Annotated in this window: 12 protein-coding genes and 1 riboswitch; of the genes, 4 read left to right on the top strand and 8 right to left on the bottom strand. The window is 75.7% G+C overall.

Going from position 1 to position 14,903, the window contains the following annotated elements:
* Positions 1–30 precede the first annotated feature (30 nt).
* Positions 31–2,160, bottom strand: coding sequence for a methyl-accepting chemotaxis protein (locus WA616_RS11200; RefSeq protein ID WP_336029778.1), 2,130 nt, complete (start codon positions 2,158–2,160; stop codon positions 31–33).
* Positions 2,161–2,295: 135 nt separating this feature from the next.
* Positions 2,296–2,691 (bottom strand): PaaI family thioesterase, encoded by a 396-nt coding sequence (locus WA616_RS11195; RefSeq protein ID WP_336029776.1) that lies wholly within the window; start codon positions 2,689–2,691, stop codon positions 2,296–2,298.
* A 91-nt stretch (positions 2,692–2,782) separates the two neighbouring features.
* On the opposite strand from WA616_RS11195, the gene WA616_RS11190 reads away from it, so the two are divergent.
* Genes WA616_RS11190 through WA616_RS11180 form a run of 3 tightly spaced genes read left to right on the top strand, consistent with a single transcriptional unit; the run spans position 2,783 to position 6,180 of the window.
* Positions 2,783–3,805 carry an ATP-dependent 6-phosphofructokinase gene (locus WA616_RS11190; RefSeq protein WP_336029773.1) on the top strand — a complete coding sequence of 341 codons (1,023 nt, stop codon included), beginning with the start codon at positions 2,783–2,785 and terminating at the stop codon, positions 3,803–3,805.
* A gap of 28 nt (positions 3,806–3,833) precedes the next feature.
* Complete coding sequence (locus WA616_RS11185) at positions 3,834–5,162, top strand: class II 3-deoxy-7-phosphoheptulonate synthase (RefSeq protein ID WP_336029772.1); 1,329 nt, start codon at positions 3,834–3,836, stop codon at positions 5,160–5,162.
* Complete coding sequence (locus tag WA616_RS11180; RefSeq protein ID WP_336029769.1) at positions 5,155–6,180, top strand: threonine aldolase family protein; 1,026 nt, start codon at positions 5,155–5,157, stop codon at positions 6,178–6,180. The genes WA616_RS11185 and WA616_RS11180 overlap by 8 nt, the downstream gene beginning before the upstream one ends.
* A gap of 17 nt (positions 6,181–6,197) precedes the next feature.
* On the opposite strand, the gene WA616_RS11175 is transcribed toward WA616_RS11180, so the two are convergent.
* From WA616_RS11175 to WA616_RS11165, 3 genes are all read right to left on the bottom strand, one after another.
* A complete protein-coding gene (locus tag WA616_RS11175) occupies positions 6,198–7,076 on the bottom strand; it encodes a deoxyribonuclease IV (RefSeq protein WP_336029768.1) in 879 nt (292 codons plus the stop codon).
* Positions 7,073–9,082 carry a Stk1 family PASTA domain-containing Ser/Thr kinase gene (gene pknB / locus WA616_RS11170; protein ID WP_336029767.1) on the bottom strand — a complete coding sequence of 670 codons (2,010 nt, stop codon included), beginning with the start codon at positions 9,080–9,082 and terminating at the stop codon, positions 7,073–7,075. The genes WA616_RS11175 and pknB overlap by 4 nt, the downstream gene beginning before the upstream one ends.
* Before the next feature lie 106 nt (positions 9,083–9,188).
* Positions 9,189–10,643, bottom strand: coding sequence for a glycine hydroxymethyltransferase (locus WA616_RS11165; protein ID WP_336029764.1), 1,455 nt, complete (start codon positions 10,641–10,643; stop codon positions 9,189–9,191).
* 25 nt (positions 10,644–10,668) lie between these two features.
* Positions 10,669–10,752, bottom strand: a riboswitch (ZMP/ZTP riboswitch).
* A gap of 40 nt (positions 10,753–10,792) precedes the next feature.
* On the opposite strand from WA616_RS11165, the gene WA616_RS11160 reads away from it, so the two are divergent.
* On the top strand, positions 10,793–11,131 hold the full coding sequence (locus WA616_RS11160) for an Rv2175c family DNA-binding protein (protein ID WP_245794824.1): 339 nt from the start codon (positions 10,793–10,795) through the stop codon (positions 11,129–11,131).
* Between the two features lie 61 nt (positions 11,132–11,192).
* Here the strand turns inward: WA616_RS11160 and WA616_RS11155 are convergent, their stop codons facing one another.
* Genes WA616_RS11155 through WA616_RS11145 form a run of 3 tightly spaced genes read right to left on the bottom strand, consistent with a single transcriptional unit; the run spans position 11,193 to position 14,748 of the window.
* On the bottom strand, positions 11,193–12,122 hold the full coding sequence (locus tag WA616_RS11155; RefSeq protein ID WP_336029760.1) for a phytoene/squalene synthase family protein: 930 nt from the start codon (positions 12,120–12,122) through the stop codon (positions 11,193–11,195).
* Positions 12,119–13,615 carry a phytoene desaturase family protein gene (gene crtI, locus WA616_RS11150; protein ID WP_336029758.1) on the bottom strand — a complete coding sequence of 499 codons (1,497 nt, stop codon included), beginning with the start codon at positions 13,613–13,615 and terminating at the stop codon, positions 12,119–12,121. The genes WA616_RS11155 and crtI overlap by 4 nt, the downstream gene beginning before the upstream one ends.
* The gene (locus WA616_RS11145; RefSeq protein ID WP_336029756.1) at positions 13,612–14,748 is read right to left on the bottom strand and encodes a polyprenyl synthetase family protein; all 1,137 of its coding nucleotides are present in this window, start codon (positions 14,746–14,748) and stop codon (positions 13,612–13,614) included. The genes crtI and WA616_RS11145 overlap by 4 nt, the downstream gene beginning before the upstream one ends.
* Positions 14,749–14,903: the final 155 nt, after the last annotated feature.

Genomic DNA, 14,903 nt, shown 5'->3' with positions numbered 1-14,903 from the left:
GATCGGGACGCCTCCGGGGGAGGCGCGCGGTCAGACGGTGAAGACGGCGAGCAGGCGGGTGAGCTCCTGCGACAGGCCGTCGAGCTCGACCGCCGCGGCGTGCGCCCGGTCGACGTCGACCGCGCTGTCGCGGGCGTCGGTGCTCACCACGGTGAGGGTCGAGGACACCGAGCCCGCGCCGTCGGCCGCCGCGGCGACGCTGCGGGTCAGCTCGCGGGTGGTCGCCGACTGCTCCTCCACCGCGCTGGCGATCGTGAGCTGGTGGTCGTTCATGGCGTGCACGACCTCGGCGATGCGGGTGATCGAGCCGACCGCGGTGCCGGTGTCGGCCTGGATGGCCTCCACCCGGCGGGCGATGTCGTCGCTGGCGCGGGCCGCCTCCTGGGCGAGCTCCTTGACCTCGTTGGCCACCACGGCGAAGCCCTTGCCGGCCTCGCCGGCGCGCGCGGCCTCGATGGTCGCGTTGAGCGCGAGCAGGTTGGTCTGCTCGGCGACAGCGGCGATGACCCGCACGACCTCGCCGATCTCGGCCGAGCTGGTGCCGAGCGCGGCGATGGCGCCCTCGGTCTGGCGGGCCAGCTCGGCGGCCTGCCGGCCCACCTCGGCGGCCTCGCCGGCGCTGCGGGCGATGTCGGAGATCGACAGCCCCATCTCCTCCGCGCCCGCGGCCGCCGCCGACACCCCGGCGCTGATGTCGCTGGCCGCGGTCTGCGCCGCCTGCGCCTGGTCGCGGCTGCGCGCGGCCCGGCCGGCCAGCCCGTCGGCCACGGAGGCGACCCCGGAGGCCGACGCGGCCACCTGGCGGGCGCACCCGCCGATGTCGCGGATGGTGCCGGCGACCTTGTCGACGAAGCGGTTGAACGCCGCGGACAGCTGGCCGACCTCGTCGTCGCCGGTGACCGGCATCCGCTGGGTCAGGTCGCCCTCGCCGTCGGCGATCTCGGCCATCCGGGCGCGCAGCTGCTCCAGCGGCGCGGTGAGGCGGCGGCCGAGCTGCCAGGCCACGACCCCGCCGAGCAGGGCGACGAGGACGGCGGCCAGCACCAGGGCGGTGACCATCGCGCTGCGGCCGTCGTCGAGCCGGTCGACCGGGCCGGTGAAGTCGGCGTCGCGGGCGATCGTGACGAGCACCCAGTCCCACGGCGCGTAGTAGGTGACGGTGGCGGTGCTCGGGCCGGCCTCGGGGTCGGTGAAGGCCACGGTCGCCTGCGCGCCGTCCTCCAGCGCCACGGCGGCGTCGACGATCTCGCGCACCCACGGGCGGCCGTCGGCGTCGGTGGCGTCGATGAGCTGCTCGCCGTCGCGCTCGCCGCCGGGGCTGACCAGTACGGTGCCCGCCCGGTCGCCGGTGCCGCCCCAGACCTCGACGTGCCCGTTGTCGCCGACGCCGGTGGCCTCGAGGCTCTCGCGCAGCGCCGGGATCGACTGCTGCTTCTCGCCCACGTAGAGCATGCCGACCAGCTGGCCGGCCCGGTCGAGCAGCGGCGTGTAGGCCGAGACGTACCAGGAGTCGACGACGAAGGCGTTGCCCCGGTAGGTCTGCCCGGCGGTGACGGCCGAGACGACCGGGTTCGGTGCACCGTCGGGGTTGGTGGCGGGGATGTAGGTGCCGATCGCGCGGGTGCCGGTCGCCGAGACGACGTTGGTCGCCACGCGCAGCATGTCGCCCGACGGCGTCCGCTGGAAGACCGTGGCGGTGCCGCCGACCAGCGCCTTGATCTGGTCGACGACGGCGGTGGGCACGGCGGGGTCGGCGTTCTGGCCGAGCCACGCGCCGCCGACGGCCACCCGCGGCAGGTCCATCGGGGTGACCTCGCCGGAGAGCTGGTTCTTGGCCTCCCAGCGCACGGGTCCGCCGGGGCCGCCCACGGTCAGGCCGCCGGAGCGGGCGAGCACGTCGAGGGCGACGGCGAGCTGGCTGTCGACCACCGCGGCGGTCGACTGGCCCTGGGTGGCGACGACGTCGTGCACGCCGGCCGCGGTCCGGGCGACGCTGTCGTCGACCAGCTCGGTGACCGAGTCGTGGGTCGTGTCGGCGAAGCGCGCGCTCTGCCAGGCGCTCACCCCCGCCATGGCGCCGCCGGTGACGGCCACGCTCACGACCGCGAGCGCCACCACCTTCGTCCTGATGCCCCACTGGCCGATCCCCGGCACACGCATCTCGTCCCCCTGTTCCCGGGCCGGGGGTCCTCCCGGCACCGCCGGTCGGTTCGGCAGGCAGCGGCTGCGGATGTACCGGAACGGGCGCGTCTGTGACGGGTGGGGCAGACGGTGAGGACCGCGACCGGCGTGCGATCAGGCGGGGCCGAGGACCGCCTGGGTCTGCGTGACGGAGGCGACCGGCCGGCCGTCGTCGTCGGTCACCTCGGTGAGGACGACGATCGTCGAGCGGCCGACGTGCAGCGGGCGGGCGGTGGCGTGCGCGGCGCCGCCCCGGACGGCGCGCAGCAGCGAGGTGGCCGAGGCGAGCGTCGACGTCGTCGCCCCCGGCGGCAGGTTGAGGAAGGCGCAGACGGCGCCGACGGTGTCGGCCAGCGTCATGAGCGCGCCGCCGTGCAGCACCCCGCCCGCGGTGCAGCGCTCCGGCGCCCACGGCAGCCGGCCGGTGACCTCGGCGGGGGAGGCGGAGACGAGCTCCACCCCGGCGGTGACGGCGAAGGGCATCCGGGCGAGCAGCGCGGCGGGGTCCACGCGCCGATCCTGCCCGGTCCGACCCCTCCTCGGCGGGCCCGATCTGCGGCAGGATCGCGCCCGGACCTGCGGTTGCACCCCGGGAGCACGCATGCGCATCGGCATCCTGACCGGCGGCGGCGACTGCCCCGGCCTCAACGCGGTCATCCGCGCCGTCGTCCGGAAGGCGACGGCGGCCGGCGACGAGGTGGTCGGCTTCCGCGACGGCTGGCGCGGCCTGCTGGACGACGACGCCGTGCCGCTCGACGTGGCCGCCGTCCGGGGGCTGCTGCCGCGCGGGGGCACCGTGCTCGGCACCTCGCGCACCAACCCCTACGGCTCGCCCGACGGGCCGGCGCGGGTGCTCGCCACGCTGCAGCGGCACCGTGTCGACGCGCTGGTGCCGGTGGGCGGGGAGGACACCCTCGGGGTGGCGGCGAAGCTGGCCGCCGAGGGCGTGCGGGTGGTCGGCGTGCCCAAGACGATCGACAACGACCTCGACGGCACCGACTACACGTTCGGCTTCGACACCGCGGTCGGCGTGGCCATGGAGGCCATCGACCGGCTGCACACCACCGGCGACAGCCACCACCGCACGCTCGTCGTCGAGGTGATGGGCCGGCACGCGGGCTGGATCGCGCTGCACGCGGGGATGGCCGGGGGCGCCACCGTGGTGCTGGTGCCCGAGCGGCCCTTCGACGTCGACGCGGTGGTGGCGCACTGCCTGCACCGCTTCGACTCCGGCTTCTCGCCGATCGTCGTCGTCTCGGAGGGCGCGCGGCCGGCCGACGGCGACCTGGTCACCTCCACGGGGCAGACCGACGCCTTCGGCCACGTGCGCCTCGGGGGGATCGGCGCCGCGCTGGCCGCCGTCCTGGAGGAGCGGACCGGGCGGGAGTCGCGGGCGGTGGTGCTCGGGCACGTGCAGCGCGGGGGCACCCCGTCGGCGTTCGACCGGGTGCTCGCCACCCGGTTCGGGCTGGCCGCCGTCGACGCGCTCGCCGCCGGCCTGTCCGGGGTGATGGTGGCGCTGCGCGGCACCGACGTCGTGCCGGTGCCGATCGCCGAGGCCACCGCGCGGCTCAAGGTCGTGCCGCTGGAGCGCTACGCCGAGGCGGAGGTGTTCTTCGGCTGACCTGCGGGGCCGCCGTACCCTCGCAGGCGTGAACCTGCCGCAGTCCGCGACCGCCGCCGACCGGTGGCGGGAGCTGCCCGCCGCCCAGCAGCCGACCTGGCCCGACCGCGCGGCCCTGGACTCCGTCCTGACGACGCTGTCGACCGTGCCGCCGATCGTGGCGCCCAGCGAGGTCGACGAGCTGCGCGGCCGCCTGGCCGAGGTGGCGCAGGGCCGCGCCTTCCTGCTGCAGGGCGGGGACTGCGCGGAGACCTTCGACCTCAACACCGACGCGCACCTGCAGAGCACCACCCGCACGCTGCTGCAGATGGCCGTCGTCCTCACCTACGGCGCGAGCGTGCCGGTGGTGAAGGTCGGGCGCGTGGCCGGCCAGTACGCCAAGCCGCGCTCCTCCGAGCTCGACGCCCTCGGCCTGCCGTCCTACCGCGGGGACATGATCAACTCGCTGGAGCCGGTGGCCGAGAAGCGGGTGCACGACCCGAACCGGCTGGTGCGCGCCTACGCCAACTCCGCCGCGGCGATGAACATGATCCGCGCCTACGCCCGCGGCGGCCTGGCCGACCTGCACGCCGTGCACGACTGGAACAAGGACTTCGTCGCGAGCTCGCCGGCCGGCGTCCGCTACGAGGTCATCGCCCGCGAGATCGACCGGGCCCTGGCCTTCATGAAGGCCTGCGGCGTCGACGACACCGCGCTGCGCGGCGTGGAGCTCTACAGCAGCCACGAGGCGCTGGTGCTCGACTACGAGGCCGCGCTCCTGCGGCACCACGAGGGCCGGCCCTTCGCGGCGTCGGCGCACTTCGTGTGGATCGGCGAGCGCACCCGCCAGCTCGACGGCGCGCACGTGGAGTTCATGTCGCGGATCGCCAACCCGATCGGCGTCAAGATCGGCCCGACGACGACCCCGGAGCAGGCCACCGAGCTCGTCGAGCGCCTGGACCCCGACGGCGTCCCCGGCCGGCTCACGCTGATCAGCCGGATGGGCAACGGCAAGATCCGCGACGTCCTCCCGGCGATCGTGGAGAAGGTCACCGCCAGCGGCCACCAGGTCGTCTGGCAGTGCGACCCGATGCACGGCAACACCCACGAGTCCTCGACCGGCTACAAGACCCGGCACTTCGACCGGGTCGTCGACGAGGTGCTCGGCTTCTTCGACGTGCACCGGGCGCTCGGCACCTGGCCCGGCGGCATCCACGTCGAGCTCACCGGCGAGGACGTCACCGAGTGCCTCGGCGGCGCCATGGAGATCAGCGACGAGGACCTCAACAGCCGGTACGAGACGGCCTGCGACCCGCGGCTGAACACCGGGCAGTCCCTGGAGCTGGCCTTCCTCGTGGCGGAGATGCTGCGTGGCTGAGGCCGTGTCCCCCGGGCTGATCGACCTCCGCTCCGACACCGTCACCCGGCCCACCCCGGCGATGCGCCGGGTGATGGCCGAGGCCGAGGTGGGCGACGACGTCTACGGCGAGGACCCGGCCATCCGGGCGCTCGAGGAGCGGGTCGCGGACCTGTTCGGCCACGAGGCCGCGCTCTTCGTGCCCTCCGGGACGATGGGCAACCAGATCGGCATGCGGCTGGTCTGCGAGCCCGGCCAGGAGGTGCTCTGCGACGCCGACGCGCACGTGGTCACCTACGAGATGGGTGCCGCGGCCGCGGTGTTCGGCATCTCCACCCGCACGGTCGTCTCCGCCGGCGGGCTGCTCGACGCGGACGCGCTGATCGACCAGGTGCGCCCGCGCGGCGACTGGCACCTGACCGCCACCGCCGCCGTCGCCGTGGAGAACACGCACAACCGCGGCGGTGGGCGGGTGCAGCCGCTGGCGGAGCTGCAGCGGCTGTGGGACTGGTCCCGCGGCGCCGGCGTCGCCGTGCACCTCGACGGCGCCCGGATCTGGAACGCCTCCGTCGCCGCCGGCGTCGAGCTCGCCACCTACGGCCGGCTGGCCGACACCGCGTCGGTGTGCCTGTCCAAGGGGCTGGGCGCGCCGGTCGGGTCGGTGCTGGTGGCCTCCGCCGAGCGGATCGCCGTCGGCCGGCTGTGGCGCAAGCGCCTCGGTGGCGGCATGCGGCAGGCCGGGGTGCTCGCCGCGGCCGGGTCGTACGCCCTGAACCACCACTTCGCCCGGCTGGCCGAGGACCACGAGCACGCGCGGCTGCTGGCCAAGCGCCTGGGCGTCGACCCGGCGACGGTCGAGACGAACATGGTCGTCGTCGACGACGTGCCCGCGCCCGTGGTGGCCGAGGCGGCCAAGGCGCAGGGCGTCCTGGTGTCGCAGGTGAGCCCGCGCCGCGTCCGGCTGGTCACGCACCTCGACGTCGACCGGACCGCCGTCGAGCGCGCCGGCGACGTGCTCGCCGCCCTCCTCGACCGGTAGGCCCTCGCCCCGTGCGCTCAGGCGGCGGAGGTCTCCAGCGGGCGGCCGTCGCGGAGGGCGCAGAGCAGGGCGATGTCGCGGGCGTGGCCGCGGTCGGCACTGGGCGTCTCCACCACCACCGGGACGCCGGACATCGACGGGTGGGCCAGCAGCTCGCCGAACGCCGCGGCGCCGATCGAGCCCTCGCCGATGGTGGTGTGCCGGTCGCGCTTCGAGCCGCGCTCGTCGAGGGAGTCGTTGGCGTGCACCAGCCCGAGCCGCCCGGGGCCGACGGCGGCCTCCAGCGCGTCGAGCGTCGCCGTCGCCCCGCCCGGGGTGGCCAGGTCGTGCCCGGCCGCCCACGCGTGGCAGGTGTCCAGGCAGACCCCCACCTTCGGGTGCATGTCGAGTGCCGCGAGGTAGGGGCCGAGGTCCTCGACGGTGGCCGCGAGCGAGCGCCCGCCGCCGGCCGTGGGCTCGACCAGCAGCCGCGGGCCGTCGTCGGGCAGCGCGTCGAGCACCGGCAGCAGCCGCTCGCGCAACTGGCGCAGCGCGGCCTCGTAGCGGTCCTCGTCGACGGCGGAGCCCGCGTGCACCACGACGCCGCGGACGCCGAGCTGCACGCCGCGGGCGAGGTCGGCGGCGATGGTCTCGACGGAGCGGTCGACGGTGGCCGCGGTGGGGGAGCCGACGTTGACCAGGAACGGCGTGTGCACGAACGACGGGATGCCGCGCTCGGCGAGGCCCTCGACAAAGGCGGCGTCCTGCGCGGGGTCGCCGGCGCTGCGCTTCCAGCCCCGCGGGTTGCCCACGAACACCTGCACGGCCCGGGCGCCGACGTCGTCGGTGTAGCGCAGTCCTCCGGTGGCCAGGCCGCCGGCGACCTGGATGTGCGCCCCGATCGGGGGCGGGGTCACCCGAAGCTGAGCAGCAGGCTGACCTCGCTGCCCTGGTCGACGACGGTGCCCGGGGCGGGGCTCTGCCGGTAGACGCGGTCGCCGGTGATGAACGTCGACGTCGTCACCCGCAGGCCCGCGGCCTCCAGGGCGGCGACGGCGTCGGCGGCGCGCTCCCCGCCGACGTCGGGGACGGTCACCTGCGGCACGCCCAGCGACACCTGGATGGTGATCGTGCTGCCGTAGGGCGCCTCGGTGCCCGGGCCCGGGTCGACGGCCATGACGGCGCCGGTGGAGACGTCAGCGCTGCGGCCCTCGGTGCGCGTGACGGTGAAGCCCAGCGACTCGAGGTTCTCCTCGGCGGCGTCGGCGCTCTGCCCGATGACGTTGGGGACGTCGACCGGCGCCCGGCCCTGGCTGACGAAGACGGTGACCGGCTGGTTGCGGGTGAGCTGCGTGCCGGCCTCGGGCTCGAAGCGGGTGACCGAGCCGGCCGGGACGTCGTCGCTGTAGTCCGGCTGCTCGGTGAGGGCGATCGGCGTCTCGCGCAGCTGGTCGCGCACCGCCTCGATCGGGTCCCCGACGAGATCGGTGGGCACCACGAAGCGCTCCGGGCCCTTGGACACGACCAGCTCGACGTCGCTGTTGCGGATCGCCTCGCCGCCCTCGGGGTCGGCGGAGATGACGATGCCCTCGGGCACGGTCTCGCTGAACTCGTCCTCGGCGAACACCGGGTCGAGGTCCGCGCCCTGCAGCAGGTCGACGGCGGCCGCGCGGTCGCTGCCGACGACGGCCGGCACCTGCGTCCAGCGCCCCGAGCCCATCCACCAACCGACGGCGCCGATGGTGACCGCCAGCAGCAGCACGACGGCGACGGCGAGGCGCATCCGCCGCTTGCGCACGTGCGGCGAGAGCCCCGGCCGGGTCGCGGGGGCCGGGCGGCGGCCGCCGACGTCGGTGGTGGGGCCCGCGCCCATGCCCGGCAGCATCGAGGTGCGGCCGCCGCGCGAGGAGCGCCCGGCGCCGAGCACCTCGGTGCCGGGCTCCGAGTCGCGTCCGGGCTCCCGGCCGTCGCGGCCGGGCTCGGACGGGTGCCGGCGCGAGGGCCGGTTGGTCGGGCGGATGGTGCCGGGGCCGGCCGAGCTGCGCCCGGTGGGCACCGGCACGCGGGCCAGGCCCAGGTCGGTGCGCACGTCCTCGAGGTCGGCGAGGAACGCGCCCGCGTCCAGCGGCCGGACGGCCGGGTCGCGGCGGGTGGTGCGCTTGACCAGCTCGTCGACCTGCCACGGGACGCCGGGCACCTCGGAGGAGGGCTCGGGCACGTCGTGGTGCACGTGCTGGTAGGCGACGGCGAGCGGGGTGTCGCCGCCGTAGGGCGGGTGGCCGGTGAGCATCTCGAACAGCACGAGGCCGGCGGCGTACACGTCGCTGCGGGCGTCGGCGCGGCCGCGCTCGAGCTGCTCGGGGGAGAGGTAGGCGACGGTGCCGATGAGCACGCCGCCGGTGTGGCTGGTCTGCCCGGTGCCGGTGAGCGCGCGGGCCAGCCCGAAGTCGGCGACCTTGACCGTCCCGTCGACGCCGATGAGCACGTTCTCCGGCTTGACGTCGCGGTGCACGATCCCGGCGCGGTGCGCGGCGGTGAGGCCGGCGAGCACCGGCTCGAGGACGGCGAACGCCTCGCCGACGGTGAGCCGGCCGCGGGCCTGCAGCAGGTCGCGCAGCGTGCGGCCGCGGACGAGCTCCATGACCAGGAACACCAGGCCCTGGTCGCTGCCCTGGTCGCTGACGCCGACGACGTTCGGGTGGCTGAGCATCGCCGCGGCGCGCGCCTCGCGGATGAACCGGTCGACGAACGTCGCGTCGTGGGCGAGGTGCTCGGCCATCACCTTGACCGCGACCGTGCGGTGCAGCCGCAGGTCGGTGGCGGCGTAGACCGTGGACATGCCGCCGCGCGCCACCCGCTCCTCGAGGCGGTAGCGCCCCTCGAGGACGAGGCCGACCACGGGGTCGGTCACGGCGGTGTCCACGCGACGAGTCTAGGAGCGCCCGGCGCGGGAACGGCGGACACACGCGCAGGCGGCGGACCGGCGCACCCTCCCGTCACACCGGTCACGGGAGGGTGCGCCGGACCGGCTACAGCTCCAGGCCGGGGTAGAGCGGGTGGGCGGCGACGAGCTCGGCGGCCGCGGCGCGGGTCTTGTCGGCCAGGCCGCCGTCGACGGCGTACTTCGCCTTGGACGGCGACCCGTCCCGCGTGGTGGTCGGCGTCGTGTTGCGGAGGACGTCGACGATGAGCTCGGCGGTGCGGTCGAACTCGGCGGCGCCGAACCCGCGGGTGGTCAGCGCCGGGGTGCCCAGCCGGACGCCGGAGGTGTACCAGGCGCCGTTGGGGTCGGCCGGCACGGAGTTGCGGTTGGTGACGATGCCGGCGTCGAGGAGCGCGGACTCCGCCTGGCGGCCGGTCAGGCCGAAGCCGGAGACGTCGAGCAGCACGATGTGGTTCTCGGTGCCGCCGGTGACGAGCGTCGCGCCGCGGCGGGACAGGCCCTCGGCGAGGGCGACGGCGTTGTCGACGACGGTCTGCGCGTAGGTGGCGAACTGCGGGCGACGCGCCTCGGCGAAGGCGACGGCCTTGGCGGCCATGACGTGCGGCAGCGGCCCGCCGAGCACCATCGGGCAGCCGCGGTCGACGGCGTCGGCGTACTCGGGCTGGGCGAGCACGAACCCGCCGCGCGGGCCGCGCAGCGACTTGTGGCTGGTGCTGGTGACGACGTGCGCGTGGGGCACCGGGTCGAAGTCGCCGGTGAACACCTTCCCGGCGACCAGGCCGGCGAAGTGGCTCATGTCGACGATCAGCGTGGCGCCGACCTCGTCGGCGATCTCGCGCATCCTCGCGAAGTCGACCTTGCGCGGGTAGGCGGAGTAGCCGGCCATCAGGATCAGCGGGCGGAACTCGCGGGCGCGGGCGCGGACGGCGTCGTAGTCCAGCAGCCCGGTCTCCGGGTCGGTGCCGTAGGAGGACTGGGCGAACATCTTGCCGCTGATGTTCGGGCGGAAGCCGTGGGTGAGGTGGCCGCCGGCGTCGAGGCTCATGCCGAGCATCCGCTGGTCGCCGAGGGCGTGCCGGAGCGTGGCCCAGTCCTCGTCGGTGAGGTCGTTGACGTGCCGGACGCCGGCCCGCTCGAGCGCGGGGGACTCGATGCGCTGGGCGAGCACGGCCCAGAAGGCGACGAGGTTGGCGTCGATCCCGGAGTGCGGCTGGACGTAGGCGTGCGGGGCGCCGAACAGCTCGCGGGCGTGCTCGGCGGCCAGCGCCTCGACGGTGTCGACGTTCTGGCAGCCGGCGTAGAAGCGGTGCCCGACCGTGCCCTCGGCGTACTTGTCGCTGAACCAGTTGCCCATGGTCAGCAGCACGGCGGGGGAGGCGTAGTTCTCGCTCGCGATGAGCTTGAGCGAGCCGCGCTGGTCGGCGAGCTCGGCGCCGATCGCGTCGGCCACGCGCGGCTCGACCTCGGCGATGACCGACAGCGCGCTGCGGTAGGCCGTGGACGCGGCGGCGTCGTCGAAGGAGGGGGTCACGTCGCTCATGGGGGCTCCTGGCGGGTGTCGTCGTCAGCGGTGCCCAGGCGCCCGGCGGGGAGGTGCAGGCCGCTCCCCGGTGGTGCCCCACCTCGATGCGCCAGTCACGGCCCGCCGCCGATGGTAGCCGGGTCCGGGGCCCGTCCTAGGCTCGGACCGTGCAGTCCGACGAGATGCAGACCCTCACGCCGGCCGAGGTCGCCGCCGCGCTCGGGGTCTCGCCGAACAAGGTCCGGCAGCTGGTCCGCGAGGGCAAGCTCATGGCCGTCCCGGGCAGCGGGAACAGCCGCATCCCGGCCGACTTCCTCCAGGACGGCGCGGTGCTGCGCCACCTCCCGGGGCTGATCACCGTCCTCCGCGACGGCGGCTTCTCCGACACCGAGGTGTTCGAGTGGCTGTTCCGCGAGGACGAGTCGCTGCCGGGCACGCCGGTGGCGGCGCTGCGCGGCGACCGGCACACCGAGGTGACGCGGCGGGCGCAGGCCCTCGCGTTCTGACGAGGGGGAGGCATAGGAACCAATCCCCACGTGTCGGGCTCCGATACGTGGGGATTGCTTCCTATGCCCTACGGGTGCGGGACCGCAGGCGGACGGCCTGGGCGCTCGCGAGGCGGCGGGCGAAGATGCCGAGCCGCCGCGGCTTCGACACCGTCACCCGGCGGTCGAGCACGCGGAAGTCGGCGCGCTCGATCTCGGTGAGGATGCCGCCGTAGAGCGCCGTCGCGGCCCGCACGCAGTCGCGGGACTCCGGCGCGAGCATCGGCGTCCCGGGGGCGGCGTCGTCGTAGCGGCGGCGGACGATCGCCACCATCTCCTGCATCAGGGCGCGGAACCGGGCGTCGTACCGCTTGGCCTCGAGCTGCTCGCGGGTCACGCCGTGGGCGGCCATGACGTCGGCCGGCAGGTAGACCCGGCCCCGGTCGGCGTCCTCGGCCACGTCGCGCAGGAAGTTGGTGAGCTGGAACGCCTCGCCGAGCGCGATGGCGTGCGGCGCGGCCTCCTCGCGGGTGACGCCGGGCGCGGTCCCGAGCACCGGCAGCACCTGCAGGCCGATGACCGATGCCGAGCCCCACATGTACCGGTCGAGCGCGGCGATGTCGGCGTAGCCGGTGACGGTGAGGTCGCTGGTCATCGCGGCGAGGAAGTCGACGAGGTGCTCGACCGGGATCCGGTACCGCCGGTAGGTGTGCACCGTCGCCAGGCGCACCGGGTCGTCGGACCACCCGGCCTCGAGCTCGTCGAGCAGCGCCCGCGACCAGTCGGCGAGGTCGCGCTCGGGGTCGGCGCCCGGGTGATCGACGAGGTCGTCGGCGGTGCGCGCGGCGGCGTAGAGCGCGTGGACGGCCGGTCGGCGGTCGGCGGTGAGCAGCCGGGTGGCCAGGTGGTAGCTCTTGCCGTGCTCGGCGTTGACCGCCGCGCAGTACCGGTAGGCGGCGTCGAGGCGCTCCTGCCGCTCGGCCGTGGTCAGCGGCCGCTCGGTCGCCGTCATCGGACCGGCCCGGTGATGCGCTCGGCGGCCAGCCGGCCGGAGATGACCACCATCGGCACCCCGACGCCGGGCTGCACCGAGGAGCCGGCCAGCACCACGTTCTCGGGGCCGCGGCGGGGCAGCGTCGGCGTCCGGAACGGGCCGGTCTGGCCGAAGGTGTGCGCCAGGGCGAACGGCGTGCCGGCCGCCATGCCCTGCCGTGCCCAGGTCAGCGGGGTGTCCACGTGCTCCACCTCGATCGCGTCGGTGATCCCGGTCCAGCCGCGGGCCTCCAGCGTGGCCAGCACCTCCTCGCGGTAGCGCGGGGTGAGGGCGTCCCAGTCGATGCCGGGGTTCCCGCCGGAGCGCGGGTCGAGGTTCGGCGCGGGCGCCACGACGCTCAGCACCTGCCCGCCGTCGGGGGCCAGCGACCGGTCGGTGCGCGAGGGCATGCTCACCAGCAGGCTCGGGTCGCTCATCGGCCGCCCGTCGCGGGTCAGCTCGTCGAACACCTGCTGCCAGGCGGCGCCGAAGCTGATCGTGTGGTGCGCCTGCCCGGGCAGCTCGCTGCGCACGCCGAGGTGCAGGGTCACGCAGGACGGCGAGTGGGTGGGCCGCCGCAGGCGGGAGAAGCCGGGCACCAGCCGCTCGGGGACGTCGGTGGTGACGACGACGGCGTCGGCGGGCAGCCGCTCGCCGCCCTCGAGGCAGACGCCGGTGACCCGCCGGCCGCGCAGGTCGAGCCGCTCGACGGTCGCGCCGTACCGGAAGACCACGCCGGCGTCGGCCGCGGCGGCGGCCATCGCCCGCGGCACCGCGCCGATCCCGCCGACCGGGTGCCAGACGCCGGCGCCGATGTCGAGCTGGGCGATGACGGCGTAGGCGGCGATCGCGCGGAACGGCGACACCCCGGCGTAGAGCGCCTGGAAGCTGAACAGCCGCCGCAGCCGGTCGTCGTCGAAGAACCGGGCCACGTGCGAGGACAGCCGGCCGAAGCCGCCGCGCCGGACCAGCGCCCACAGCTCGGGGCCGAGCAGGTCCAGCGGGGTGTCGAGGTTGCGGTCGATGAAGGTGTCCAGCTGCAGCCGGTAGAGCTCGGCGAGGTCGGCGAGGTAGCGGCGCAGGGCGGCGGCCTCGGCCGGTCCGGCCAGGGCCTCGACCTCGGCGGCGAACCGGTCGACGTCGGCGTGCACGTCGAGGTGCGAGCCGTCGGCGAACTGCGCGCGGTAGGTGGTCTCCAGCGGGACCAGCTCCAGGCGGTCCTCCAGCTTCTCGCCGACCGCGGCGAGGGTGTCGGCGACCAGCTCCGGCGCGGTGAACACCGACGGGCCGGTGTCGAGGACGTAGCCGTCGCGCCGCACCACGCCGGCCCGGCCGCCCGGGCCGTCGCCGCGCTCGACGACGGTCACCTCGCGGCCCGCGCCGCGCAGCCGCAGGGCGGTGGCCAGGCCCGCGAGACCCGCGCCGACGACGACCACCCGGTCGGTGGCCCCGGGGACGGTGCGCACGCTCACGCGGTCCGGGTGGTGGCGGCGACGGCGAGCGCGTCGAGGGCGGCGCGGGCCTCCGCGGCGATCGGCGCGTCGGCGATCGCGGCGCGTGCGGTGGCGGTGCGCTCGGCGATCCGCTCCTCGACCCGGGCCCGGGCGCCGGTGCCCTCGATGAGCGCCCGCAGGGCGGCGAACTGCTCCTCGCCGGCGTCGGGATCGCCCAGGGACTCGCGCAGCAGCCGGCGGCCCGCGTCGTCGGCCGCCTCCTCGGCGAGGGCCACCAGCAGCGTCTGCTTGCCCTCGCGCAGGTCGTCGTCCGCGGACTTGCCGGTGACCGCCGGGTCGCCGAACACGCCGAGGACGTCGTCGCGCAGCTGGAACGCCTCGCCGAGCGGCAGGCCGATGGAGGTGTAGACGTCGGCGGCGCGCGGTCCGGCGCCGGCGATCGCGGCGCCGAGCTGCAGCGGGCGCTGCACGGTGTAGCCGGCGCTCTTGTACCGGGCGACGGTCAGCGCGCCCTGGGCGCCGGGCAGGCCGCCGGCGGCGCGCAGCAGGTCGAGGTACTGCCCGGCGGTCACCTCGGTGCGCATCGTGTCCCACACCGAGCGGGCGCGGGCGAGGGCCGGCGCCGAGATGCCGGAGCGGCGCAGCAGCTCGTCGGACCACACGAGGGCGAGGTCGCCGACGAGGATCGCCGCGCCGACGCCGAAGGCCGTGCCGTCGCCGGACAGGCCGTCGTCGCCGTGCCGGGAGGCGAAGCCGACGTGGGTGGCCGGGCGGCCGCGGCGGGTCAGCGCGCCGTCCATGACGTCGTCGTGGACGAGGGCGCTGGCGTGCACGAACTCCAGGGCGGCGACGGCGCGCAGCACCGCGGCGTCGTCCTCGGCGGGGCCGCTCACGTCCTCGGTGACCCCGCGCCAGCCCCAGTAGGCGAACAGCGGGCGCAGCCGCTTGCCGCCGTCGGCCAGCGCGCAGACCTCGTCGACGAGGGGAGTCAGCGACGGGTCCATCGCCGACAGCGTGGCCCGCTGCTCCTCCAGGAAACCGGTCAGCGCGGCCGACACGGCGCCGCGGATGCGGGTCAGGTCGGCAGCGGTCAGGGGCGTCGGCAGCGCCCGGACGACGGATCCGTGCTGCTCAGCCGCGCCGGTGATCACCCGGCCAGTATCGCCCCATGTAGTCGTGCGCGTCCCGTCCAGGGGCCGATGGGCCTTGCTCACGGGGCTCTCCTCGCCGTCGCGCCGTCGCCGTCGGGGGTCCTTCTGCCCGGACCGGGCGGGCGGATGCACGGCCGCCGACCGTCCCGCACGTA

It is taken from the genome of Geodermatophilus sp. FMUSA9-8, from assembly GCF_037034165.1.
GTDB classification, from domain to species: domain Bacteria; phylum Actinomycetota; class Actinomycetes; order Mycobacteriales; family Geodermatophilaceae; genus Geodermatophilus; species Geodermatophilus nigrescens.
The sequence above is the reverse complement of the archived record's forward strand: the minus strand, read 5'-3'. Positions and strand labels throughout refer to the sequence as shown.